The 24,672-nt window shown below is 69.9% G+C and carries 22 protein-coding genes; 13 read left to right on the top strand and 9 right to left on the bottom strand.

What is annotated here, in order from left to right; all coding sequences use genetic code 11:
• The 3 genes from ACEZHJ_RS14535 to ACEZHJ_RS14525 are packed head-to-tail and all read right to left on the bottom strand — an operon-like array spanning position 1 to position 2,684.
• On the bottom strand, positions 1–762 hold the full coding sequence (locus ACEZHJ_RS14535) for an arginyltransferase (protein WP_018716874.1): 762 nt from the start codon (positions 760–762) through the stop codon (positions 1–3).
• Positions 759–1,493: a leucyl/phenylalanyl-tRNA--protein transferase gene (gene aat / locus ACEZHJ_RS14530; RefSeq protein WP_018716873.1), complete on the bottom strand. Its 735-nt coding sequence runs from the start codon at positions 1,491–1,493 to the stop codon at positions 759–761. The genes ACEZHJ_RS14535 and aat overlap by 4 nt, the downstream gene beginning before the upstream one ends.
• Positions 1,494–1,502: 9 nt before the next feature.
• The gene (locus ACEZHJ_RS14525; protein ID WP_375036649.1) at positions 1,503–2,684 is read right to left on the bottom strand and encodes a GNAT family N-acetyltransferase; all 1,182 of its coding nucleotides are present in this window, start codon (positions 2,682–2,684) and stop codon (positions 1,503–1,505) included.
• 74 nt (positions 2,685–2,758) lie between these two features.
• Here ACEZHJ_RS14525 and ACEZHJ_RS14520 point away from each other — a divergent pair, with 74 nt between their 5' ends.
• Both ACEZHJ_RS14520 and lolA read left to right on the top strand, forming a co-directional pair.
• Positions 2,759–5,137, top strand: coding sequence for a DNA translocase FtsK (locus tag ACEZHJ_RS14520; protein ID WP_163139201.1), 2,379 nt, complete (start codon positions 2,759–2,761; stop codon positions 5,135–5,137).
• Between the two features lie 27 nt (positions 5,138–5,164).
• A complete protein-coding gene (lolA, locus tag ACEZHJ_RS14515) occupies positions 5,165–5,800 on the top strand; it encodes an outer membrane lipoprotein chaperone LolA (protein ID WP_163139200.1) in 636 nt (211 codons plus the stop codon).
• Between the two features lie 55 nt (positions 5,801–5,855).
• On the opposite strand, the gene ACEZHJ_RS14510 is transcribed toward lolA, so the two are convergent.
• Positions 5,856–7,193 carry a replication-associated recombination protein A gene (locus ACEZHJ_RS14510; RefSeq protein WP_375036648.1) on the bottom strand — a complete coding sequence of 446 codons (1,338 nt, stop codon included), beginning with the start codon at positions 7,191–7,193 and terminating at the stop codon, positions 5,856–5,858.
• Between the two features lie 294 nt (positions 7,194–7,487).
• Between ACEZHJ_RS14510 and serS the strand changes: the two genes are divergently transcribed.
• Entirely contained in the window at positions 7,488–8,762 is a 1,275-nt protein-coding gene (serS, locus tag ACEZHJ_RS14505; RefSeq protein WP_259200364.1) for a serine--tRNA ligase, read from the top strand.
• A gap of 1 nt (position 8,763) precedes the next feature.
• Here serS and ACEZHJ_RS14500 read toward each other — a convergent pair whose 3' ends face one another.
• The gene (locus tag ACEZHJ_RS14500; RefSeq protein ID WP_018716867.1) at positions 8,764–9,306 is read right to left on the bottom strand and encodes a Smr/MutS family protein; all 543 of its coding nucleotides are present in this window, start codon (positions 9,304–9,306) and stop codon (positions 8,764–8,766) included.
• Between the two features lie 143 nt (positions 9,307–9,449).
• Between ACEZHJ_RS14500 and surE the strand changes: the two genes are divergently transcribed.
• The 5 genes from surE to rpoS all read left to right on the top strand — a co-directional run bounded on the left by surE (position 9,450) and on the right by rpoS (position 13,360).
• Positions 9,450–10,199: a 5'/3'-nucleotidase SurE gene (surE, locus tag ACEZHJ_RS14495; RefSeq protein ID WP_018716866.1), complete on the top strand. Its 750-nt coding sequence runs from the start codon at positions 9,450–9,452 to the stop codon at positions 10,197–10,199.
• Positions 10,196–10,864, top strand: a complete 669-nt coding sequence (locus tag ACEZHJ_RS14490; RefSeq protein WP_018716865.1) for a protein-L-isoaspartate(D-aspartate) O-methyltransferase — start codon at positions 10,196–10,198, stop codon at positions 10,862–10,864. Before surE ends, ACEZHJ_RS14490 begins: the two co-directional genes overlap by 4 nt.
• Positions 10,861–11,442, top strand: coding sequence for a YqaA family protein (locus tag ACEZHJ_RS14485; RefSeq protein WP_018716864.1), 582 nt, complete (start codon positions 10,861–10,863; stop codon positions 11,440–11,442). The genes ACEZHJ_RS14490 and ACEZHJ_RS14485 overlap by 4 nt, the downstream gene beginning before the upstream one ends.
• Positions 11,439–12,182, top strand: a complete 744-nt coding sequence (locus ACEZHJ_RS14480; RefSeq protein WP_018716863.1) for a peptidoglycan DD-metalloendopeptidase family protein — start codon at positions 11,439–11,441, stop codon at positions 12,180–12,182. The genes ACEZHJ_RS14485 and ACEZHJ_RS14480 overlap by 4 nt, the downstream gene beginning before the upstream one ends.
• Before the next feature lie 155 nt (positions 12,183–12,337).
• Positions 12,338–13,360: an RNA polymerase sigma factor RpoS gene (gene rpoS, locus ACEZHJ_RS14475; protein WP_018716862.1), complete on the top strand. Its 1,023-nt coding sequence runs from the start codon at positions 12,338–12,340 to the stop codon at positions 13,358–13,360.
• A 27-nt stretch (positions 13,361–13,387) separates the two neighbouring features.
• Here rpoS and ACEZHJ_RS14470 read toward each other — a convergent pair whose 3' ends face one another.
• A complete protein-coding gene (locus ACEZHJ_RS14470; RefSeq protein WP_163139195.1) occupies positions 13,388–13,759 on the bottom strand; it encodes an Mth938-like domain-containing protein in 372 nt (123 codons plus the stop codon).
• Positions 13,760–13,935: 176 nt separating this feature from the next.
• On the opposite strand from ACEZHJ_RS14470, the gene alaC reads away from it, so the two are divergent.
• From alaC to recJ, 5 genes are all read left to right on the top strand, one after another.
• Complete coding sequence (alaC, locus tag ACEZHJ_RS14465; RefSeq protein ID WP_018716860.1) at positions 13,936–15,138, top strand: alanine transaminase; 1,203 nt, start codon at positions 13,936–13,938, stop codon at positions 15,136–15,138.
• On the top strand, positions 15,135–16,445 hold the full coding sequence (locus ACEZHJ_RS14460) for a homoserine dehydrogenase (protein ID WP_018716859.1): 1,311 nt from the start codon (positions 15,135–15,137) through the stop codon (positions 16,443–16,445). The genes alaC and ACEZHJ_RS14460 overlap by 4 nt, the downstream gene beginning before the upstream one ends.
• A 66-nt stretch (positions 16,446–16,511) precedes the next feature.
• The gene (thrC, locus tag ACEZHJ_RS14455) at positions 16,512–17,648 is read left to right on the top strand and encodes a threonine synthase (RefSeq protein ID WP_018716858.1); all 1,137 of its coding nucleotides are present in this window, start codon (positions 16,512–16,514) and stop codon (positions 17,646–17,648) included.
• Positions 17,649–17,655: 7 nt separating this feature from the next.
• Complete coding sequence (locus ACEZHJ_RS14450) at positions 17,656–18,678, top strand: hypothetical protein (protein ID WP_163139194.1); 1,023 nt, start codon at positions 17,656–17,658, stop codon at positions 18,676–18,678.
• Positions 18,678–20,414 carry a single-stranded-DNA-specific exonuclease RecJ gene (gene recJ / locus ACEZHJ_RS14445; RefSeq protein WP_375036647.1) on the top strand — a complete coding sequence of 579 codons (1,737 nt, stop codon included), beginning with the start codon at positions 18,678–18,680 and terminating at the stop codon, positions 20,412–20,414. The genes ACEZHJ_RS14450 and recJ overlap by 1 nt, the downstream gene beginning before the upstream one ends.
• A 101-nt stretch (positions 20,415–20,515) precedes the next feature.
• Here the strand turns inward: recJ and ACEZHJ_RS14440 are convergent, their stop codons facing one another.
• The 3 genes from ACEZHJ_RS14440 to ACEZHJ_RS14430 form a co-directional block, all read right to left on the bottom strand.
• On the bottom strand, positions 20,516–21,103 hold the full coding sequence (locus ACEZHJ_RS14440; RefSeq protein ID WP_163139193.1) for a hypothetical protein: 588 nt from the start codon (positions 21,101–21,103) through the stop codon (positions 20,516–20,518).
• Positions 21,100–22,527: a hypothetical protein gene (locus ACEZHJ_RS14435; RefSeq protein ID WP_163139192.1), complete on the bottom strand. Its 1,428-nt coding sequence runs from the start codon at positions 22,525–22,527 to the stop codon at positions 21,100–21,102. The genes ACEZHJ_RS14440 and ACEZHJ_RS14435 overlap by 4 nt, the downstream gene beginning before the upstream one ends.
• Positions 22,528–22,607: 80 nt before the next feature.
• Positions 22,608–24,668 carry a carboxy terminal-processing peptidase gene (locus ACEZHJ_RS14430; RefSeq protein ID WP_018716853.1) on the bottom strand — a complete coding sequence of 687 codons (2,061 nt, stop codon included), beginning with the start codon at positions 24,666–24,668 and terminating at the stop codon, positions 22,608–22,610.
• Positions 24,669–24,672: the final 4 nt, after the last annotated feature.

Here is a 24,672-nt window from a genome sequence, read left to right as displayed (position 1 = left end):
TTATCGCGTTACCGGCTCACTCGGCGCGAGTCGGCGGCGGCCATTGGCCTCGATACGGTACCACTGCCCATCCGGCTCGAAACGCTCATGGGGCGTAAACTCGCTCTTGTAACGCATGGTCGGTGCCTGCGCGATCCAGTAGCCGAGGTACAGCCAATCCAGCCCGAGGGCGGCGGCCCGCTCGAGCTGGAGCAGGATCGCCACCGTGCCAGGGCTCGCAAACGAGTAGGCGGGATTGAAGAAGGTATACACCGCGGACAGTGCGTCCGGCACCCGGTCGGTGACGGCCACGGCCACGCGGTGATCGCCATCGTGGAGCTCGATCAGCTCCGTGTCACACCAGTCCGCGAACAGGAAACGCCGGTAGGCCGCCTCGTCGGTGTCGGCCATCCCGCCCTCCGGGTGGCGGCTGTCGATGTAGCGCCGGAAGAGGGCGTAGTGCGCGGGGTCGTAATGCGCCGGCGAGACCTCGACACGCCAGCCGGCGGCAGCCCGGCGCGCGCGTCGCTGGCGTCGGCGCGGCCGGAACGCCGCCACGGGGATGCGCAGGCTCTCGCAGGCGCTGCAGCCGGGGCACAGCGGCCGATAGACGTAGGCGCCGCTGCGGCGCAGCCCCATGGCGAGGAGCTGTCCGTAGAGCGCCGGGGACATTGCTGCCTCCGGGTCGAGGAAGGCCGTCCGGGCCTGCCGGTCCGGGAGGTAGGGACACGGCTCCTCGCCGGTGAGGTACGCGGCCAGACGGCGGGGCGCACCCTCGGTCATGGCTGCGATGCCCCCTCCAGCGGTGAAATTGTCCCGAAGGCCCATGGACCGTGCCGCTGTGCGCGTTGCTGGGTCTCGCGCAGCGCACGCAGGAAGCGCGGCCGCGGCCAGGCCTGGGCACCGAGGCGCTCCAGGTGTGGGGTCGGGAGCTGGCAGTCGATCAGCCCGAAACCCCACTCGTCAAGCTGCCCGGCCAGCCGGGCAAGGGCGATCTTGCTCGCGTCGGCGACCAGGCTGAACATGGACTCGCCGAAGAAGGCCGCGCCCAGGGAGACGCCATAGAGCCCGCCGACGAGGCGCCCATCGTCCCAGACCTCTGCGGAGTGGGCGATGCCCATCCGGTGCAGGGCCGTGTAGGCATCGGCCATCGCCGGTGTGATCCAGGTGCCGGCCTCATCGGCACGCGGTGCCGCGCAGGCCCGGATCACGGCCTCGAACGCCCGGTCCAGGGTCACGGACAGACCGGAATGGCGCAGGCGCTTGCGCAGGCTGCGCCCGACGTGGATGGCGTGCGGCGGAATGACCGCGCGGGGGTCGGGGCTCCACCACAGCACCGGCTGGTCCTCGGAGAACCACGGGAATATCCCCGCTGCGTAGGCCTCGATCAGCCGTGACGGCGTCAGCGAGCCACCGATCGCGAGCAGTCCGTTCGGCTCTTCGAGCGCAAACGTCTCCGGGTCCGGGAACGGTGTCTCGTTGTCACCGGGTGCGATCCATGGAACCTGCGTCATCGTCGTCGTTCAGTCGCTCTGCCTATACGGTCCCGACAGTGTAAGCTCCTCGGCGTAGGCCTTCACGGCGGGCCGCTCACGGCCGAGGAATTCCGAGACCGCCCGCCGGAATGCGGGTTCATGCAGGTGATGTACAGAGTGGGTCAGCGTCGGCATGAACCCGCGCGGCACCTTGTGCTCGCCCTGCGCGCCCGGCTCGAAACACCGCAGCCCCTCGCGTATGCAGTAGTCGATACCCTGGTAATAGCAGGTCTCGAAGTGCAGGGCATCGACCACCTCGTCGCACCCCCAGTAGCGGCCGTACAGGGTCTCGCCGTCACGCAGGCACATCGCCGCCGCGATCGGACGGTCGTTGCGCTCGGCGACGAACAGCACCACCCGCCGCCCCAGTGATCGCCCGAGCGCCGCCATGCAGGCCTCGCTGAGTACCGGCACGTTTCCGCGTTCATGAAAGGTGTTACAGTAAAACCGGTGCATCGCACGCCAGAGATCGGCGTCCGCCTCGTCGCCGTGGACGGTGCGCATCCGCAGCCCTGCGTCTGCCACGAGCCGTCGCTCGCGGCGGATGTTCTTGCGCCGCTTGGACGTCAGCGCGGCCAGGAAGTCGTCGAAATCCCCGTAACCGTTGTTGTGCCAGTGGAACTGACAGCCCAGCCGGTGCGCATACCCCGCCGCCTCGGCACGGTCGGCCTCCACGGCGGTGAGGAAGAGCCAGTGCACGGAGGACACACCGCTGCGGCCGGCCCACTCCCGGGCGCCGTCGAACAGTGCCCGCGACAGGCGCCCGGCGTCCCCGCCGGGCGACAGCAGCAGCCGCGGTCCGGTGGCGGGCGTCCACGGCACTGCAACCACCAGTTTCGGATAGTAATCGAGCCCGTGCCGGGCGTAGGCGTCGGCCCAGGCGAAGTCGAACACGAACTCGCCCCAGGAATGGGTCTTGAGATAGGCCGGCGCGGCGGCGACGATATCCCCGTGGTGGTCGCGGAGGACGAGGTGGTGGGGCAGCCAGCCGACCGTCTCGCCGACGGCGTCGTATGCCTCCAGTGTCGCGAGGAACTCGTGGCGGAGAAACGGATTGCCGCTACCCTCGAGGGCGTTCCACGCCGCCGCGGGGACACGGCGAATGTCGTCGACGAGCTCCAGGGTCAGGGACGTATCCGGGCCGGGGCCTTCTGGCACCGCTTCATCCATTGATCATTTTCTCGCAATGATAGGCGCTTACGCGCTAAACTTCTGACTGTTTGTGAACGCATGGGGCCGACGTAGTGGCCAAGGCACAGTCCACCGAAAACGCCGCCCTGCCATGGGGGCAACATATCAGCCGCGGCCTGCGGGAGGCAGCCCTGCTGCTGCTGCTCGCCGTCGCCGGCTTCCTGCTGCTCTCGCTGGTCACCTATGACCCGAGGGACCCAGGCTGGAGCTATACCACCCTGGTCGCCGACGTCCATAACGCCGGCGGCCGCGTGGGGGCGTTCTTTGCCGACCTGAGCCTGTTCCTGCTCGGCTACCTGGCCTACCTCATCCCGGCGATGATCGCCTTCGGCGCGGCGCTGGTCTGGCAGTGGCAGCGTCTCCACGGTGCGATGCACTGGGGTGTCTTCGGGCTGCGGCTTGCCGGCTTCGTCGTCACCCTCGTCGCCGGCACCGCAGTGGCGACGCTCCACGTGGCGCCGGTTCCGGGGACCGTGCCGCTCAGCTCCGGCGGCATCCTCGGCGTGGTCACGGCGCGGGCGCTGGAGCAGGCGTTCAGTTTCACCGGTGCCACCCTGCTGGCAATGGCCGCCTTCGCCGCCGGGTTCACCGTCTGCACGGGTGTGTCCTGGATACGGCTTGCCGAGCGGATTGGCCGGTTCGTGTTTGCGCTGACCCGGGCGGTGCGCCAGGCGATCAACCGGGGGGCCGAGTCGGCGCGTCAGCGGCGTGCCGAACGGGCCCGCCGGCCCAAGGTGGTGGAATCGCCCGCGCCGCCGCCGGCGGAGAAGGCGAGGCCGAAGAGCCGTGGCAGGGACAAGCCGAAGAAGGTGGCAAAGGAGCCGCAGGTCGAGCCGGCGCCGGCGTCCTCACAGCGCCCGGCGAGCACCCGGGACCAGCTGCGGCTGCTCGAGGACGTGGGTCCGGGCGAGCTGCCGGGCACCGATCTCCTCGACCCGCCGCCGGCGGAGCAGGCCGGTTACGGCGAGGAGGCGCTCAGGACGATGTCCGAGCTGGTCGAGACGAAGCTCGCGGACTTCGGCGTGAAGGTCGAGGTGGTCGCGGTCCACCCGGGCCCGGTGATCACGCGCTTCGAGCTCCAGCCGGCGGCGGGCGTGAAGGTCAGCCAGATCTCCAACCTGTCCAAGGACCTGGCACGGGCGCTGTCGGTAACCTCCGTGCGCGTCGTCGAGGTGATCCCCGGCAAGTCCGTGGTGGGGCTGGAGATCCCCAACGAGCACCGCCAGGTGATCGCGTTCTCCGAGATCATTCAGTCGGATACCTTCTCCCGCGCCCATGCGCCCCTGACGCTGGCGATCGGCAAGGATATTGGCGGCGCCCCGGTGACCGTCGATCTCGGCAAGATGCCGCATCTGCTGGTGGCGGGCACCACCGGTTCCGGCAAGTCCGTCGGCGTGAACGCGATGATCCTCAGCCTGGTCTACCGGAATACCCCGGAGGCCGTGCGCCTGATCATGATCGACCCGAAGATGCTGGAACTCTCGGTCTATGACGACATCCCCCACCTGCTCTCGCCGGTGGTGACGGACATGAAGGAGGCCGCCAACGCCCTGCGTTGGTGCGTCGGCGAGATGGAGCGCCGCTACCGGCTCATGGCCGCCCTTGGCGTGCGCAATATCTCCGGCTGCAACCGCAAGATCCGCGAGGCCGCCGACCGCGGCGAACCCCTCGCCGACCCGCTGTGGACACCACCGGAGATGCCCGCCTCGGACGCGGGCGACCCGGACGCGGTCCCCGAGGCACCGCGGCTCGAGCCCATGCCCTATGTCGTCGTGGTGGTGGACGAGTTCGCCGACATGATGATGATGGTCGGCAAGAAGGTGGAGGAGCTCATCGCCCGGCTGGCGCAGAAGGCGCGCGCCGCCGGCATCCATCTCATCCTCGCCACCCAGCGGCCGTCCGTGGACGTGATCACCGGCCTGATCAAGGCGAACATCCCCACGCGCATGGCCTTCCAGGTCTCCTCCCGGGTGGACTCGCGCACCATCCTGGACCAGATGGGCGCGGAGTCGCTGCTCGGCCAGGGCGACATGCTCTATCTCGGCCCGAGCAGCCGCGGCATGCCGGAGCGTGTGCACGGCGCGTTCGTCTCCGACGCGGAGGTCCACCGGGTCGCCGAACACCTCAAGCGCAGCGGCAGCCCCGACTATGTCGAGGAGATCCTGGAGGAACCCGGCAGCGATTCCGCGAGCATCCCGGGACTGTCCTCCGACGGCGGCGGCGAGGACAGCGACCCGCTCTACGATGAGGCCGTGCGAGTGGTGACGGAGACCCGCAAGGCCTCCATCTCCGGCGTGCAGCGGCGGCTCAAGATCGGCTACAACCGTGCCGCCCGGCTGGTCGAGGAGATGGAGAGCGCCGGTATCGTGGGGCCGCTGCAGTCCAACGGCGGCCGCGAGGTCCTCGCCTCGCCGCCGCCCCCTGCCGACTGAACGCACCGACCCAGGGGAGTACCACCCGTGAAGCGATGCATCCACGCCCTCGCGCTCGCGCTGGCCGTCGTTACCGGCACCGCCGCGGCGGCACCGCTGGACGCGCTGCAGTCCTATTTCGAGTCCGTGAACACCCTCCGTGGGGCATTCGTGCAGACCACCCGGGACGAGTCGGGCGCCGTGGTCGAACGCGCCACCGGCCACTTCGCCCTGCGCCGCCCCGGCGAGTTCGACTGGGTCTACGAGACGCCGTACGCCCAGCGCATCGTCGCCACGGGCGAGTGGCTGTGGGTGAACGACCGTGATCTGCGCCAGGTGACCGTGCGCCCGGTGGGCGACGTCCTTGGCGTGGGTCCGGCGCTGCTGCTGAGCGGCAGCTTCAATGACCTGCGCGAGCAGTTCGACATGAGCGTCGGCGACGACGGCTGGATCCGCCTGCAACCACGCAACGACCGGTGGAGCGTGCAGCGCGTGCGCCTGCGCATGAACGACGGCGTCCCAGGCGTCCTGCGGCTGGAGGACGGGCTGGGCCAGACGGTCCGCCTGGAGCTGTCGGCACTGGAGCGCAACGTCACCCTTCCGGAGGACGTCTTCGCCACGGAGGTGCCCGAGGGCTCGGACCTGATCGCGCCGCCGGAGTACGAGGCGGGCCAGGGCGGCTAGTCAGTCACGCGTCATGCCGGTTCCGGGGGCGGCGGAACCGGCCCTCTTCGCCGGCCTAGGACCGGTCGCCGCTGTCCGCCTGCCCGTCGAGCTGGCGACGCCATTCCATGAGCTCGCGGAAGCGGCGTTCCTGACCGTGGTCCGTGGGCTCGAAGAACGGCTCCGGGGTCAGCGCCTCCGGCCAGCAGTCGTGATCCCCGCCGGCGGGATAACCATTTGGCTCGCTGTGCGCGTAGCGGTAGCCCTTGCCGTAGCCGAGCCCCTCCATGAGCCTCGTCGGCGCGTTGCGCAGGTACAGCGGCACCTCCAGGTCCGGATGGGCACGTACATACGCCTGCGCCGACTTCCACGCCCGGTCTATGGCGTTGCTCTTGGGCGCGACCGCGAGGTGGATCGCGGCGTGGGCCAGGGCGCGCTGACCCTCGTAGTCACCCAGGCGGAGATAGGCATCCCAGGCGCTAATGACCAGGGGCAGGGCTCGGGGGTCGGTATTGCCCACGTCCTCGGAGGCGATGGCGGCAAGCCGCCGGGCGACGTCCAGGGGATCGCCGCCGCCGTCGACGAAGCGCGCGATGTAGAGCAGGGCGGCATCCGGGCGCGACGAGCGGATGGACTTGTGCACCGCCGAGAGCAGGTCGTAATAGGCATCGCCCTGGCGGTCCATGACCGTGCCCTGGTGGCCAAGCACGTCCTCCAGGGCGTCCATGGTGAGGCGCTCGTCGCCGTCGTCCCGGGTGGTGAAGTCGGTCGCGGTCTCCAGCAGTCCCAGGGCCCGGCGCGCGTCGCCGCCGGCAGCGCGGGCTATGGTATGCAGTGCGTCGCTGTCGGCACGGATGCCACGCTTTCCCAGGCCCCGCTCCGTGTCGGCCAGGGCGCGCTCCATGACCGTAACCAGCGCGTCCTCGTCCAGGGCCTTGAGGACGTACACCCGGGCCCGGGAGAGCAGGGCGGAGTTGACCTCGAAGGAGGGGTTCTCGGTGGTCGCCCCGATCAGGGTCAGCAGCCCGGACTCCACGTGGGGGAGCAGCGCGTCCTGCTGGCTCTTGTTCAGGCGGTGGATCTCGTCGAGGAACAGCACGGTCGCCTCACCGCTGGCGGCACGGGCACGGTCCACCGCGGCGCGGATCTCGCGGACACCGGCCATCACCGCGGACAGCCGCTCGAAGCGTGCCCCGGAGGCGGTGGCGAGCACCTCCGCAAGCGTCGTCTTGCCGGTGCCGGGCGGCCCCCAGAGGATCATCGAGCGGATCACGCCCGAGTCGACCATACGCCGCAGCGGCTTGCCCTCGCCGACGAGGTGCGGCTGTCCGGCGAAATCCCCGAGATCCCGGGGGCGCATGCGATGGGCCAGCGGCTCGTGTTCGCCGCCGGCGCTGCTCTCGAAAAGATCCATCAACGCCTCGTTCCGCGCCGCCGACCCGGCGCGATGACTCTGCCTCACATCGTCCCGGCCGGGACGGTCCGTCCCGCACCTTTGCGGAAACGCCGATTCTACCTGTCATCGCGATCGTTCGCGCGGGCGGGGCGGCGGCCGCTTCGCGCCGACGCTCCGGGGCGGTTACAATCCCGTGCTGCGATGTCGCGCGCCCGCCGCCACCCTGGCCGGCCCGGGCGCGAGCTCACCCCGGCGCGGCCCGGGCGTGGCCCGCGCCGAGTGTTGTAGAGAACCGGAGACACGGACAGACCTATGCTGGATGTAAAGACCCTGCGGGGCGACCTCGACGGCGTGGCGGCCCAGCTCCGCCGCCGGGGCTACGAGCTGGATACGAAGCGCTACCAGGCCCTGGAGGAGGAGCGCCGCACGCTGCAGGTGCGCACCCAGGAGCTGCAGAACGAGCGCAAGACCCGCTCCAAGGCCATCGGCCAGGCGAAGGCCGCCGGCGAGGACATCCAGCCGCTGCTCGACGAGGTCTCGGCACTGTCTGACCGGGTGAGCGAGGCGGAGGAGGGCCTGGCGGCGGTTCAGCGCGAGCTCCACGAGATCCATCTGGGGCTCCCTAACCTGCCGCATCCCGACGTGCCCGACGGCGACGACGAGTCGGACAACGTGCCCCTGCGCCACTGGGGCGAGCCGGCGGCGTTCGATTTCACGCCCCGGGACCACGTCGCCCTGGGCGCGCTCGCCAACGGCATGGACTTCGAGGCGGCGGCGCGTATCGCGGCATCGCGTTTCGTGGTCCTGCGCGGGCCGGTGGCCCGGCTGCACCGGGCGCTCGCCGGCTACATGCTCGACGTGCACACCCGCGAGCACGGCTACGAGGAGGTCTACGTCCCGTATCTCGTGGCCCCGCAGACCCTGGAGGGCACCGGCCAGCTGCCCAAGTTCGAGGAGGACCTGTTCGCCGTATCCGGCGACCACCCCCTGTACCTTATCCCCACCGCCGAGGTCCCGGTGACCAACCTCGCGGGCCAGCAGATCATCGAGGCGGACGCGCTCCCGCTGCGCATGGTGGCACAGACCCCGTGCTTCCGCTCGGAAGCCGGCTCCTACGGCAAGGACACCCGCGGCATGATCCGCCAGCACCAGTTCGAGAAGGTGGAGCTGGTGCACATCAGCCATCCGGAGCGCTCGTACGAGGCGCTGGAGGAGCTCACCGGCCACGCCGAACGCGTCCTGCGAGACCTCGGGCTCGCGTATCGCGTGGTCACGCTGTGCACCGGCGACATGGGCTTCGCCGCGGCCAAGACCTATGACCTGGAGGTGTGGCTGCCGGGACAGCAGGCCTACCGGGAGATCTCCTCGTGCAGCAACACCGAGGCCTTCCAGGCCCGGCGGATGCAGGCGCGCTGGCGCAACCCGGAGACCGGCCGGCCGGAGCCCGTGCATACGCTCAACGGCTCGGGTCTTGCTGTCGGGCGCTGCCTGATCGCGGTACTGGAGAACTACCAGGAGGCGGACGGCCGCGTGCGCCTGCCGGAGGTCCTGCGACCGTACTTCGGTGGCGCCGAATACCTGAGCTGAGTCAGTCGCCGAGCAGCGCGTAGACCGCGCCGGTGCCGCCGTCCACGCGGCGCGCCGAGCAGAAGGCGAGGACGTCGTCACGCTGGCGCAGCCAGCGGTCGACCTTGCCCTTGAGCACCGGGCCGTCGTTGCCGGAGCGCCGGCCCTTGCCGTGGATGATGCGCACGCAGCGCACGTCCCGCTCCCGGCATTCCTGGAGGAAATCCCGCAGCGCGCCGACGGCGTCCGCGGCGACCATCCCGTGGAGGTCGAGCTCGGCCTGAATCACGAAGCGTCCGCGTCGCAGGCGGCGCAGCACCCGGCGGTCGATGTCGTCGCGGAGGTAGCTCAGCGCCTCACCGCGCTCCGGACCGAGGTCGGTGTCGTCCTGCGGCGGGCGCAGCAGCTCCGCCATCACCCGGCTGTTGTCCGCGAGGCGCTGGCGGGGGACCGGCCGCGGACGCGGTGCCGCGGCGTCGTGCCGGCCGTCGTCCTTCAGGGGGCGGACGTCACGCATGGCCTCGCGAAAGAGGGTGGGGTCGCTGTCCCGATCATGCTCGCTCATCGTTCCCTCTGGGCTGACGCCGGTGTGCGCCGGTGGCGGCCTCGACGACATGCTACCTGTCTGCGCATACGCACCGCTACTGCTGGATGCGGCTCGCAGTCACGGTATACTGGCCGTCATTGTGACGGGCACTGGGGAGGCGCATGCGCATTCTGGTCAGCAACGACGACGGCTACCGCGCACCGGGACTGAGGGCCCTTGCCGCGGCGCTCGATCGGCATGCGGAAGTGGTGGTCGTCGCCCCCGAGCGCGACCGCAGCGGCGCTTCGAACTCCCTGACACTGGATACGCCGGTACGGGTCTGGCCGGTCCGCGAGGGGGTGTTCCGGGTCGAGGGGACCCCGACGGACTGCGTTCACCTCGCGGTGACCGGGTTGATCGACCCGGAGCCGGACATGGTGGTCTCCGGGATCAACGCCGGTGCGAACCTCGGCGATGACGTCCTCTACAGCGGCACCGTGGCGGCGGCGATGGAGGGCCGGCACCTCGGGCTGCCCGCGGTGGCCGTCTCCCTCGCCGGCAACGAGCCGACCCACTACGACACGGCGGCTGCCGTGGCCGAGAGACTGCTCGAGCAGCTGCGCCGCGACCCGCTGCCGGCGGACACGATCCTGAACGTCAACGTACCCGACCTGCCGCTGGAGCGCATCGCCGGTTTCGAGGCGACGCGGCTCGGCCAACGTCACCGCGCCGAGCCCGTGGTCCGCGATACCGACCCCCGCGGCCGGCCCATCTACTGGATCGGCCCGCCGGGGGATGCCGAGGACGTGGGCGCGGGAACCGACTTCGACGCCGTCCGCCGTGGCTACGTGTCGATCACACCGCTGCAGGTCGACCTCACGCGATACTCGGCACTGGAACAGATCGCCGGCTGGCTCGGGGGGCTGTCATGACCCCGGATCAGCTTCGCCGCGGCATCGGCATGACCTCCCAACGTACCCGCGAGCGGTTGGTGCGCCGCCTCGGCGACGCCGGTATCGGCGACCCCCGGGTACTCAACGTCATGCGTCACATCCCGCGCCACCTGTTCGTCGACGAAGCCCTGGCCAGCCGAGCCTACGAGGACACCGCGCTGCCCATCGGCCACGGCCAGACCATCTCCCAGCCGTTCGTCGTGGCCCGCATGACCGAGGCCCTGATCGCGAGCGGTGCCCAGCCGCGCTCGGTGCTCGAGATCGGCACGGGCTGCGGCTACCAGACCGCCGTCCTGGCCGCGCTGGTGCCGCGGGTGTTCACCATCGAACGGATCCGGGCACTCTACGGCAAGGCCAACGCCCATCTGCGCGAGCTCAGCGTGCACAACGTCCGTCAGCGCCTCGGCGACGGCTACGCCGGCTGGCCCAGTGAGGCGCCGTTCGATGCCATCCTCCTGACCGCGGCGCCATCCCATCTGCCGGAGACCCTGCTCGAACAGCTCGCCCCCGGCGGGCGCCTGGTCGCGCCAATCGGCGAATCCGGCGGGCAATCGTTGTGTGTCTACGAGCGTGACGGGGAGGGCGTGTCCGTGCGGCGGCTCTCGGACGTGAGCTTCGTGCCGATGCAGGCAGGCCTGGCGTGACGCGGGTGTTCTCGTGGCTGTACGACCGGACGCTCGCCTGGGCCGCCCACCGCCACGCCGCCTGGCTGCTGGCGGCGCTGAGCTTTGCCGAGTCGTCCTTCTTTCCGATCCCGCCGGATGTGATGCTGGCACCGATGGTGCTGGCGCGCCCGCAGCGGTGGTGGCGGCTCGCCGTTGTGACCACGCTCGCTTCGGTGGTGGGCGGACTCGCCGGTTACGCCATCGGTGCGTTTGCACTGCAGGTCGTCGAGCCGTTGATCCACGACCTCGGCTACTGGTCCGCCTACCAGACCGCACGGACGTGGTTCGCGGCATGGGGGTTCTGGGTGGTGCTCGCCGCAGGCTTCTCGCCCATCCCCTACAAGGTGTTCACCATCGCCGCGGGTGCCATGTCACTGGCCCTCGCGCCCTTCGTGCTCGCCTCCGCGGTGGGGCGTGGCGCGCGCTTCGTGCTGGTGGCGGCGGTGGTTGCCTGGGGCGGTCCCCGCGTGGAGCCCTGGCTGCGCCGCTATGTCGACCGGATCGGCTGGGCGAGCGTGGCGCTGATCGTCCTGGCGGTGGTCGTCGTCCGGCTGTGATCCGGCTGGCCGCGCCGGCTCTGGTGATGATGCTTGCACTCGTGCTCGCGGGCTGCGCCGAGTTCGATTACGGCCGCTCACGGCTGCCGCCGGCCGGCTCCGCCGGCGATCCACCGGCGACCTACCGCGTCCAGCGCGGCGACACCCTTTACCGCATCGCCTGGCGTTACGGGCTCAGCTACAAGAAGGTGGCCCGCTGGAACCACATCGGGGCGCCGTACACCATCTACCCGGGGCAGCGCCTGACGTTGCGTCCGTCGTCCGGAGGCAGCCGTTCGGCGGCCACCTCGACGGGTTCCGGCAGCTCCTCCCGGAGCACACGCAGTGCGGGTACCCGCAGCAGCAGCCCCGCGCCGGAAACGAAGCCACCGGGCGACTGGCGCTGGCCGCTGAAAGGAAAGGTGCTGGAGGGCTACAGCGCGGGCGGCAGCGGCAAGCACGGGATCACGATCGGCACCGGCGGCGACGATACCGTCCGTGCCGCCGCCTCGGGGCGTGTGGTCTACAGTGGCAGCGGCCTGCGTGGTTACGGACGGCTCGTCATCGTCAAGCACAATGAATCCTACCTCACTGCCTACGCCTACAACCGGGAGCTGCTCGTCACCGAGGGCACGCGTGTCGACGCAGGGACGCCGCTCGCGCACGCCGGCCGGACGCCGAAAGGTCATACCGGGATACATTTCGAGTTGAGGAGAAACGGTAACCCGGTGAATCCGTTGAAATATCTCCCGTCCCGCTAAGGCGGCTCCGAATCCCGCCCACGCCCCGTTGCTTCGCCTCCCGAGCAGGCATATATTGGGACCCATATAACGATAAGCCCGTTTTCCCGTGGAACGACCGGTTCCCTAGATGTCCGGTGCCGGCGTGTCGGTACCGGCGGGCATGGAGGAGCAACATGGCCAGTAAGCAGGCTCTTAGGGTTGAACCCGAGGCCGTAGTCCCGGTAGGCGGTATTGAGGAGGACGAGCTGCTGCTCGAGGAACCCGCCGCTGCCCCGGCTGCTGCCGGAGGCATCGCCGACGACGGGGAGAGCGCTACCGAAGAACCCGCCCCATCGCGCAGCCGGCGCGGAGAGGGGCACGAGCACACCGTCGACGCTACCCAGCTCTACCTCAACGAGATCGGATTCTCGCCGCTGCTCACCGCTGACGAGGAGGTCTATTACGCGCGTCGCGCCCAGCGCGGCTGCGAGGCGTCGCGGCGGCGCATGATCGAGAGCAACCTGCGCCTGGTGGTGAAGATCGCCCGGCGCTACATGAACCGCGGCCTCGCCTTCCTCGACCTGATCGAGGAGGGCAACCTCGGGCTGATCCGTGCTGTGGAGAAATTCGACCCGGAACGGGGGTTCCGCTTCTCCACCTACGCCACGTGGTGGATACGCCAGACCATCGAACGGGCGATCATGAACCAGACCCGCACGATCCGCCTGCCGATCCATGTCATCAAGGAAATCAACCAGTACCTCCGCACTGCCCGCCAGCTCGTCCACAAGCTCGACCACGAGCCCACCATCGAGGAGATCGCCGAGGCGATGGACCGGCCGGTGGAGGACGTTCGCCGCATGATGGGGCTCAACGAGGGTGTGACCTCCGTGGACGTGCCCATCGGCCGGGAGGCGGACAGGGTGCTGCTCGACGCGATCCCGGACGATACCAACCCGGATCCGTTCTCCGCGCTGGAGGACAGCGACGTGCTGGCACATCTTGACGCCTGGCTGGAGCAGCTCTCGGAGAAGCAGCGGGCGGTGGTGATGCGGCGCTTCGGGCTGCGCGGCCACGAGAAGGCCACGCTGGAAGAGGTGGGTAACGAGATCGGCGTCACCCGTGAGCGGGTCCGGCAGATCCAGATCGACGCCCTGCGCAAGCTGCGGGACGTCATGGAACGCGCCGGCTTTTCCCAGGACACGGTATTCGGATAGCCGGTGCCGCCGGGGGCGGCCCCGGAGTCAGTCGATGAGGAGGGCGGCGGCGACCCGCCGCCCTTCGGCCATGAGGATGTTGTAGGTGCGGCAGGCCGCGGCGGTGTCCATCACCTCGAAACCGATGCCGCGCTCGAGAACGCAGAGCATGAGATCGCGGCCCGGGAAACGCTGGTGCCCGCCGGTGCCGAGCAGGATAACCTCCGGGTCGAGTTCAAGGACGACGTCCAGGTGCTCACGACGAAGGTCGTCGAAGCGCTGCGGCGGCCAGTCCGTGTCCAGGTGCTCGGGTGCCAGCACGAGGCTGTGCTCGTAACCGGTCTCGTTTACAACGATCCGGCCCGCATCGTAACCTCGAATGCGGAAGCTGCCGTCGCCCTTTTCTTCACTCAGCTTCATACCGGTCACGATAGCGAAGCGCGCGCCGCGGCGGCAAGGGCGCGCCGTCGGTCAATTGACAGCCTTCCGTACCGTGAGTAGCTTTTGGCCTCTATCTGAGCTCGTGACCGATACCCCCCGATCCGCGCGCCGAATCGGGGCTCGATACATTGCAACCATCACGCAGGGGCCCTGAGGTGAACGAGGAATTCCAGCGCATACGCCGGCTGCCGCCTTACGTCTTCAATATCGTCAACGAGCTCAAGGCCGCCGCACGGGCCCGCGGCGAGGATATCGTGGATTTCGGCATGGGCAATCCGGACCGCCCCACGCCGAGACATATCGTGGACAAGCTGGTCGAGGCCGCCCAGCGCCCGGACACCCATCGCTACTCCATGTCCCGCGGCATCCCGCGCCTGCGCAAGGCCATCTGCGACTGGTACGCGCGGCGTTATGACGTGACGCTCGACCGCGAGTCCGAGGCCATCGTCACCATCGGGTCCAAGGAGGGGCTGGCACACCTCGCCCTGGCCACGCTTGGGCCGGGCGACAACGTGCTGGTACCGAACCCGAGCTACCCGATCCACCCCTACGGCGTGGTCATCGCCGGCGCGGACCTCCGCCACGTGCCGCTGGTGCCCGGGGTCGACTTCTTCGAGGAGCTGGAGAAGGGGATCAAGGACACCTGGCCCAAGCCGAAGATGCTCATCCTCAACTTCCCCTCCAACCCGACGGGCAACTGCGCGGACCTGGAGTTCTTCGAGCGCGTGGTCGACATCTGCCGTGAGCACGGCATCTGGGTCGTCCACGACCTCGCGTACGCGGACATCGTCTTTGATGGCTACCAGGCCCCCTCGATCCTCCAGGTGCCCGGGGCGAAGGAGGTGGCGGTTGAGTGCTTCTCGCTGTCGAAGAGCTACAACATGCCGGGCTGGCGCGTCGGCTTCGTCTGCGGCAACGACAAGCTGATCGCCGCGCTCGCGCGCATGAAGTCCTATCTCGACTACGGCATGTTCACGCCCATCCAGGTCGCCGCGATCAGCGCCCTGGACGGCCCGCAGGACTGTGTCGAGGAGATCCGCGAGACCTACCGGCGGCGTCGCAACGCCCTCTGTGACGGGCTCAACCAGGCAGGCTGGGCGGTGGAGCGGCCGAAGGCGACCATGTTCGTGTGGGCGCCCATCCCGGAGCCCTACCGCGACATGGGCTCGCTGGAATTCTCCAAAAAGCTCCTCGCCGACGCAAAGGTGGCGGTGTCGCCGGGCATCGGCTTCGGTGACTATGGCGACGACCACGTGCGCTTCGGCCTGATCGAGAACGAACACCGCACGCGGCAGGCGATTCGCGGGATCAAACAGATGTTTCGCAGAGACGGTTACCTGAAGGAGGCGAGCTCTTGAAACCGGTGAAGGTCGGCCTTCTGGGCCTGGGCACGGTCGGCGGCGGCACGATTAACCTGCTGCAGCGCAATCGCGACGAGATCAGCCGCCGGGCGGGGCGCGACATCGAGATCGTGCACGCTGCCGCGCGGCATCTCGACCGCCCGCGCACCTGCTCCACCGAGGGCATCCGTCTGACCACCGACCCGTTCGAGGTGGTGGAGGATCCGGAGACCGACATTATCGTCGAGCTCATCGGCGGCGAGACCCTGGCCAAGGACCTCACCCTCCGCGCCATCGAACTCGGCAAGCACGTGGTCACCGCCAACAAGGCGCTGATCGCGGCAAGCGGCAACGAGATCTTCGAGCGGGCGCGGGAGCAGGGCGTGTCCATTGCCTTCGAGGCGGCGGTGGCCGGCGGCATCCCGGTGATCAAGGCGATCCGCGAGGGTCTGGTCGGCAACCATATCGAGTGGCTCGCCGGCATCATCAACGGCACCGCGAACTTCATCCTCTCGGAGATGTTCTACGCCGATCGCGAATTCGGCGATGTGCTCGCCGAAGCCCAGCGCCTGGGTTACGCGGAGGCGGACCCGACCTTCGACGTCGAGGGCGTGGACGCGGCGCACAAGCTCACGATCCTGGCGTCCATCGCCTTCGGTATCCCGCTGCAGTACGAGAAGGTGCACGTCGAGGGCATCTCGCACGTGGGCCAGGAGGACGTCGCCTACGCCGACGAGCTCGGGTTCCGCATCAAGCACCTGGGCATCGCGAGCCGCACCGAGACCGGCATCGCGCTGCGGGTGCACCCGACCCTGCTGCCCAAGCGCCAGCTGCTCGCGAGCGTCGATGGCGTGATGAACGCCATCATGATCCACGGAGACGCCCTCGGGCCGACCCTTTACTACGGTCCGGGCGCGGGCGCCGAGCCAACCGCGTCCGCGGTGGTGGCCGACCTGGTGGACGTGGTGCGCGAGTTCACCCTGGCCCCGGAGGACCGGGTGCCGTACCTCGCCTTCCACTCCCACGCGCTCTCGAACGACCCCGTCGTCCCCATGGACCGCGTGGAGACGGCGTACTACCTGCGCATGCAGGCGCTCGACCGCCCCGGTGTGCTCGCCGAGGTGGCACGGCTGCTCGGCGCCTCCGGCATCAGCATCGAGGCCATCATCCAGAAACAGCCGGCACCGGGCGCCGAGGACGTGCCGGTGATCATCCTCACCCACCGGGTCGAGGAGATGCAGATGAACCAGGCCTGCGAGGCCATCGAGGCGATGGAGGCGATCCGCGGCCAGGTGCATCGCATCCGGGTGGAAACACTGGAATAATGCGCCGGACCGCACCGCGGTCCATTCCCTGCACGCGCCCGTGCTGGTTGTCACTTGGAAGGACCTATGCCGTTCAGAACCCGCTACACCGGCCTCGTCAACAAGTACCATGACCGCCTTCCGCTGGCCGACGACGTGCGCGTCGTGAGCCTCGGCGAGGGCGCCACGCCGTTGATCCGGCTCAACAACATCCCGCGTACGCTCGGCAGCAACGTTGACCTTTACGTGAAGTACGAGGGGCTCAATCCGACCGGCTCGTTCAAGGACCGCGGCATGACCGTGGCCGTGACCCACGCCGTCTCCGAGGGCAGTGAGGCGCTCATCTGCGCGTCCACCGGCAACACGTCGGCCTCGGCGGCGGCATACGCCGCCCGGGCCGGTATCAAGGCCTTCGTGCTCATCCCGGACGGCAAGATCGCGCTGGGCAAGCTCGCCCAGGCGATCATGCACGGTGCGACGGTGCTGCAGATCCGGGGCAACTTCGACGACGGCATGCGCATCGTCAAGGAGCTCGCCGAGCAGGCCCCGGTGAGCATCGTCAATTCCGTCAACCCTTACCGTCTTCAGGGTCAGAAGACCGCCGCGTTCGAGATCGTCGAGGAGCTCGAGCGGGTGCCGGACTACCACTGCCTGCCGGTGGGCAACGCAGGCAACATTACCGCGCACTGGATGGGCTACTCGGAGCTCGCCCTCGGACCCCACGACCCGCCGACGGCGGCGTACCTGCCCTGCGGTCACCGCCCGTTCCACAGCGGTGTGGTCCGCGAGCGCCCGCGCATGGTCGGCTACCAGGCCAGCGGCTCCGCGCCGTTCCTGCGCGGCGGCGCGGTGAGCGAGCCGGAGACGGTGGCCACGGCGATCCGTATCGGCAATCCCCAGTCCTGGGACTACGCCTGGGCGGCCAGCAGCGAGTCCGGCGGCTGGTTCGACGAGCTCACCGACGAGGAGATCCTGGCCACCCAGCGCATGCTCGCCGACCATGAGGGCATCTTCTGCGAGCCGGCCTCGGCGGCATCGGTCGCCGGCACGCTGCGCGATGTCCGCTCCGGGCGGATCGAGGCCGGCAGCACCGTCGTGTGCACGCTCACGGGCCACGGCCTCAAGGACCCGGACGTGGCGAAGCAGCATGCCGACGGCGCAGTGAGCACCGTGGACGCGACCACCGGCGCGGTGAAAGACGCCATCCTCGGCCGTCTGTCCTGATAACACTGTGAGGGCACCGCGCCTCGACTTCCTGGCACCGGGGCTGCTTGGGCCGCTGCCGCCGCAGCTGCGGGACCACTTGGCGCAGACGGGACGTGTGCCCGCCACGGAGCGACTACTGGCCCGTGCGTCCCGGCTGCGGGTGTCCGCCCCGGAAGGCATCGCCCCGTGGCCGTCCGCCTTCCCCGGCGCCGGCGCACTGGGGCTCGCCGGCGCCGGCGGCAGCCCGGACGAGGCCCTGTGGTACTGCGCCGACCCGCTCCATCTGCGCCCGGACCGCGACCGGCTTCTGGCCTTCGCCGGTGACGCGGCAAGCCTCGAGCCGGCGGAGGCGCAGGCCGTCGCCGACGCGTTCAACGGCCTGTTCCGCGAAGACGGGCTGACCGTGACCGCGATCGGATCCCGTCTGTTCCTGCGCCTGGTCACGCCGGCTCGCCCTGGCCCCGAGGTCGCCTCGACCCGTGAGCTGGCGGGCCGCTACATCGACGCCTTCCTGCCCGAGGGCGAGGACGGCCGTGCCTGGCGCGGGCTGCTCAACGAGACCCAGATGCTGCTTCACGGGCTCGCCTTCAACGCGGCCCGTGAGGACGCGGGCCGTCTGACGGTGAACGGACTGTGGTTCTGGGGGGGCGGCTACGCCCCCCACCCGGAGCCCGGCGGCGTCCTCGCTGGCAGCCGCACATTCACCGGCGACCCGGTGCTTGCCGGACTGGCGCTCGCCAGCGGCGGGGCGGCGCACGAACCGCTTGCCGACGACGGTCGCCTGCCCGAGGGGGACGGTCACGACATCGTCCACTGGGCGGCGCCGGACGCCGCGATCACCAGTGGCGACCTTGAGGGGTGGCTCGCAGCGCTGCAGCGCTTCGAGAGCCACTGGGTCCCGGCATTCACTGCGGCCCTGGCGTCCGGCCGCCGCAGCGAGATCCGGATCCATACCGGCGGCGTTCCGGGCTGGCGGTGCCGGCGCGGCGACGGCCACCGCATCTGGCGCCGGGTCCGCGCACTGGCCCACCACCTGGAGCGCGCCTGATGGCCGCACGTCTGGAGCGTCGCGCGATCACCGGCGATCCCGACCGCATGCCGCCGGACTGGCACCCGGTGCTCCGCCGGGTCTACGCGGCACGGGGTATCGACGACCCGGCCGATCTTTCCACGGCACTCGCGACGCTCGCCAACCCGGCCACCCTCGGCGGCGCCGACGCCGCCGCGGCGTTGCTCGCCGAAGCGGTACAGGGCGATCAGCGGGTGCTCTTCGTGGGCGATTTCGACGCTGACGGTGCGACCAGCTGCGCGGTGGGCCTACGCGCCCTCCGGGCGATGGGCGCGACGAATGTCGACTACCTCGTCCCCAATCGGTTCGAGTACGGCTACGGCCTGAGCCCGGAGATCGTCGAGGTCGCCCGCGAGCGCTCGCCGGATATCATCGTTACGGTCGACAACGGCATATCGAGCCTCGATGGTGTCGCCGCGGCGCGTGACGCGGGCATTCGCGTGATCGTCACCGACCACCATCTGCCCGGGCCGACGCTGCCGTCGGCGGATGCCATCGTGAATCCCAACTGCCACGGCGACCCGTTCCCGAGCAAGGCGCTCGCCGGCGTCGGGGTGGTGTTCTACGTCATGGCCGCGCTGCGCCGCCGCCTGGCGGCCGCGGACTGGTTCGACGCCAACGGCATGGCACCTCCCAACCTCGCGGCGTTTCTCGATCTGGTCGCCCTGGGCACCGTCGCGGACGTCGTGCCGCTCGACCGCACCAACCGCACCCTGGTCCAGCAGGGCCTGGCACGGATCCGCGCGGGGCAGGGCTGCCCTGGGATACAGGCGCTGCTGGACGTCTCCGGGCGCACCGCCGCCCGGGTCGTTGCCTCGGACCTCGGCTTCGCCCTGGGGCCGAGGCTTAACGCCGCCGGTCGCCTTGACGACATGTCCGTGGGTATCGAGTGCCTGCTGAGCGACGACCCCGCCCACGCCCGCGGACTTGCCGAGCGCCTTGACGGACTGAACCGCGAGCGCCGCGAGATCGAGGGGCGGATGAAGGCCGAGGCCGTGGCCCACGTGGACGAGCTGGTCGCGAAGATGGGCGACGACGGTGTCCCGCCGGGCCTGTGCCTGGCACATCCGGACTGGCACCAGGGCGTCATCGGCATCGTGGCTTCGCGGGTAAAGGAGCGCTTCCACCGCCCGGTAATCGCCTTTGCCCCGGCAGGGGAGGAGGGCATGCTCAAGGGCTCCGCACGGTCCATTCCGGGATTGCACATGCGGGACGTGCTCGAGCGTATTGACACCCTCAATCCCGGGCTGATTCCGCGTTTCGGCGGACACGCCATGGCGGCGGGGCTATCGCTGCCGGACGCCCATCTGGAACGATTCCGGGAGGCCTTCGTGGAGACGGTAACGTCCTGGGTCAGCGCCTCCGACCTGGACGCCACGGTACTCACCGACGGCACGCTGGCGCCGGATGAGCTCACCCTGGAGCTCGCGGCACGGCTGCGCAACGGCGGCCCGTGGGGCCAGGCGTTTCCCGAGCCGGTCTTCGAGGGGACGTTCGCCGTGCGTGAGCGCCGGATCGTCGGGGGCAGCCATCTCAAGCTGCGGCTCTCGCCGGTGGAGGGTGGGCCGGTGGTGGACGCGATCGCCTTCGGGGGCGCGGACCACGGCTGGGATGATCTGGACGGCGCGGTGCGAGCGGCCTACCGCCTGGACGTCAACGCCTACCGCGGCCGTGAACGCCTGCAGCTCGTCGTCGTGCACATGGAGCCGGCATAGCTAGCCCCCTGAATCCGGAATCCCGGCATGGCACACGGGCCCACGCGGCCGGCAACGGCCCGCCGGACGGGATCGCCGGGTCGGACAGAGCCAGGGGCCGTTCAGCCGTCGTCGGACGACTCCTCCGTCGCCGGCAGCTCCGGTCCCGCGAGGGGCATCAGCCGCACCGGCGTTGCCGCCGGCCAGGCCTTTCGCCAGGCATCCAGCCCGGTCTCGTCACCGGCATCGTCGCCGACCGGCAGGGACAGCAGGGTGACGTCGGCGAGCGTCCCCGCCGCCACCTTCTCCGGGGCGGGCGTCGCTGTCAGACGTCCGGCCACCACCACACGCGTGGGCATACCGTCACCGAGGCACCGGGCCGGCGACGGCCGCCAGGCCGTACCGCCGTCCGCTGCCGATCCCGCTGACGCCAGCCCTCGGGCACCGGCCAGCAGCTCCGCGGTTCGCAGGCCCGGGCGCGGGGAGAGCGTGACATCCGTCACCCGGTCGGCCCCGACAACGATGCGCAGCGTGTCCCCGGCGTCGGGACGGCCCATCTGTGAGAACAGGACCTGGGGCGGGACCGCGGCGGCGGCCGCCGGGTCCACCAGCAGGCAGTGGCGCGTCCCGGTCCCGGGGGCCGCGATTCCGGTGCCGGTGGCCAGCAGCACCGCCAGTGCCGTGGCGCGGGTAATGCCACATCCCCTCACGTGGCGCCCTCCGGGGCCTCCGTGGTGGTCCCTGTTCGGCGGCGGCGTACGGCACGCTCAACGAACAGCGGCAGAAAGACGATCAGGTCGTAGAGCGCCAGGACGAGGCGGGTCAGGAATACACAGGTTGCCGTGGCGAGACGCACGACCGCGTCCAGCACCCGCAGGAGCGCGACCGCGGCCGCCGTAATCGCGACCAGGCCCTGGCGCAGGGTGTTTTCGAGCGGTATGGGGATGAGCGCCACGACCAGGCTCAGGGTGAAGGCCAGACCCGCCTCGACCAGTGCCGGCGTCCACATGAATACGGGCGGTGCGATCGAGGCGGTGCCGCCAGCGAACAGCGCATCCCCGGCGGCATCGAGGGCGAATAGATAGTCGCGCGTGAGCGCCAGCGCGCCGGCCATCACCGCGAACAAGGCGAGCACCGTGCCCGCGAGGACTCCGAATCCCGTACGTATCGCCGTCCGCGCATTGCCCAGGGCCGGCACCATACGCGTCACCCGCGTGGTTTCCGCCAGCACGAAGCCGGCGAGGGCGGTGACACTGATGAACGTCGCTGACAACCAGGCGGAGAACGGTATTCCGGCAGGCCCGGTACCGGTGGCCGCGCCGATCTCGTTGAGCGGCCGCACGAGCAGGGCGTGCAGGGTCACGGCGGCGGTCGCGGTGACCGCCAGGGCAAGCAGGGCTCCGATCCAGCGGACCAGCGCCTGCCCGGCGGCGCGGCGGACCGGATCGCTCTCCCGCTGGCTCAGGCGCTCGAAGACCGAAATGCGCCGGTCCAGCGCCGCCGCACGGCCCTCGACACGCTCCACACCGCCGCGGATCGTCTCCAGCGTACGGCTCATGCGCCGCCAGATCGGCACCATGCGCCGGATCACCCGGTGCCGGCGATGACTGGCCGAACGGTAGCTCTGCAGGGTGTTGTGACAGGCGCGTTCCAGCGTGGCGTGCATGTCGTCCAGCACACGGGCCACGGACGGGTCGTCCGGGCGCTCCAGCGAGACCACGGAGTCCACCGCCCGAACCCACTCCGGCGGCCGTGGTGGTGTCTCCTCCGTCTGGCGGTAGTCCGCTTCCAGGTCCCGCAGCTGGCCGGTGAGCACCTGCTGGAGGTGGGGAAAGCCGGAGAGGTCTCGCTGTATCGTGTGCTCGAGATGGGCAAGCTCACGTTCGGTGCGCACGCGCGCACCCTCGCGGACATAGGCCACCAGCAGGCGGCGATAGGTCCGTCCGAGCCGCCGGCGGACGGCCGACAGCTGCGCATGGGCCCGCTGCAGGCCCCGGGCGAGGCCGGTGCCGCCCACCCGGATGCACCGGCGTGCCGGTCGCCTCGCCAGGTAGAGCACGGCCACGGCCACGACCACCCAGAACAGGGCGGACAGCCACGGATTGTCGAGCGGAAACTGCACAAGCCGCTGCATTCGAGAGAAATCCCCGCGTTGGCCCGGTGGCCCTACACTCTGCGATGCCGGGCCGAGGAGGGCAAGACCCGCGGCGGGGGTTACTCCTCCGCCGCCGCCGTATGACGTGCCGGATCCGAGCCGGTCAGCTCGGCCAAATCGGCGGTGATGCGTGCCCCTTCACGCAGCACCAGATCCGGACGATTGTCGTCGGAGAGGTCATCCAGGCTCTCCACCGGGGAACGGCCCAGCGCCTCGAGCTCACGGTTGACCGCTTTGAGCCTCGCGGCCCGGGCCTTGTCGGCCCTGTCACGACGCACCGCCTCGTCCAGGGATACCGTGGTATCCGCCTGGGCCGCCTCCTGCCGGGCCACCTCGCCGGCCAGCGCCTGCAGGGCCGGATCGGTCTTCATCCGCTCCTCGTGGCGCTCGCGCAGGCGCTCGAGAGGCAGCGGGGCAGCACGATGGTGGAACGCCACGTCATCGATCTCGTCCCAGGGCAGAGGGTTGTCCGTGGCACGTTCACCGGTCTCGTCCGGGCTGGCGATGGGCAGATCGATGTCAGGCTCGACACCGCGAAGCTGGGTGCTGTGGCCGGTAATCCGGTAGAACTTGGCCACCGTCATCTTGAGCCGGCCGGTGGGCTCGTCGCCGTCCAGCCCGAAACGCTCGAGGTCGACGAGGGTCTGCACCGTTCCCTTACCGAAGGTGCGGTCGCCGGCGATGACCGCACGGCCGTAGTCCTGCAGTGCGCCGGCCACGATCTCCGAGGCGGAGGCGCTGAAGCGGTCGACCAGTACCGTGAGCGGCCCGTCGTAGGCGGTGGTGCCGTCGTCCTTGTCACGCAGGACTTCGCGGTCGCCGCTGCTGCGGCGGACCTGGACCATCGGCCCCTCGGGCACGAACAGACCGGCCACGCGGGTCGCCTCCTCCAGGGAGCCGCCGGCATCGCCGCGCAGGTCGAGCACGATGCCGTCGACCTTGCCGTCGAAACCGTCGATGAGGTCGGCGACGTCCCGTGAGGTGCTGCGATAGTCTTTCTTACCGGCCTCGGCCGCCTGGAAGTCCATGTAGAACGCGGGGATGGTGATCACGCCGATCCGCCGGGCGTTGAGACCCTCGTCCACATCGATGACCCGCGAACTCGCGGCCTGCTCCTCCAGCTCGATGCGGTTGCGGGTGAGCTTCACCACCTCGGGGGAGGCGCTGCCACCGGCCTCGCTCGGGAGCACGCGCAGGCGCACGACGGATTCGCGCGGACCGCGGATCAGCTCGACAACGTCCGAGAGCCGCCAGCCGACTACGTCCACCATCCGGCCGTCGCCCTGGGCGACGCCGATGATTCGGTCGCCGGGGGAGAGCTCACCGCTGCCCGAGGCGGGCCCGCCGGGGATGAGCTCGACGATCTCGGTGTACGCCCCTTCGCCCTTGAGCAGCGCGCCGATGCCCTCCAGCGACAGACTCATGTTGATGTCGAAGTTCTCGGAGCGACGCGGTGAGAGGTAGCTGGTGTGCGGGTCATAACGCCCGGCCCAGGCGTTCATGAACGTCTGGAAGATGTCTTCCGGGCGATACTGACCGAGCGTCCGTGCCATGCGCTCGTAGCGTCCGCGCAGGGTCTCCCGGACCTTCGACCAGGGCGTGTCGTTGAGCCGCAGGGTGAGGGCGTCGTGACGCACGCGCTTGCGCCAGAGCGCGTCCAGCTCGTCGCTGCTGGCCGCCCAGTCCGCGTCGTCCCGGTCGAGCTGGAATCGCCCTTCGCCGTTGCGGATGAAGTCCCCGTCGAGGAGCGACAGGGCATAGTCAACGCGCTCGCGGACCCGCTGGTAGTAGCGGTTGAAGATCTCCCACGCCGGGTCGAGCCGGCCGTTGCGCACCATCTCGTCGAGCTCGGTGCGGTAGCCCGAAAACGACTGGATGTCACTGGCAAGAAAGTAGTAGCGCTGCGGGTCGAGGGCGTCGAAGTACGCCCGGTAGACGGCCCGCGAGAGGTCGTCGTTCACCGCCTGGTCACGGATATGGTACTGGCTGAGCAGCTCGGCAATCAGCCGGGCCTCCCCCTGCTGCAGCGACGTGGGACGGGGCAGCGACTGGGCAGTCGCCGCCCCCGTCAGCGCCACCGCGAGGATCGCGGTGGCCAGGACCGAGAAGAGACGTTTCATGGGC

The sequence above is a fragment of the Arhodomonas sp. KWT2 genome (assembly GCF_041949875.1).
GTDB lineage: Bacteria > Pseudomonadota > Gammaproteobacteria > Nitrococcales > Nitrococcaceae > Arhodomonas > Arhodomonas aquaeolei.
The sequence above is the reverse complement of the archived record's forward strand: the minus strand, read 5'-3'. Positions and strand labels throughout refer to the sequence as shown.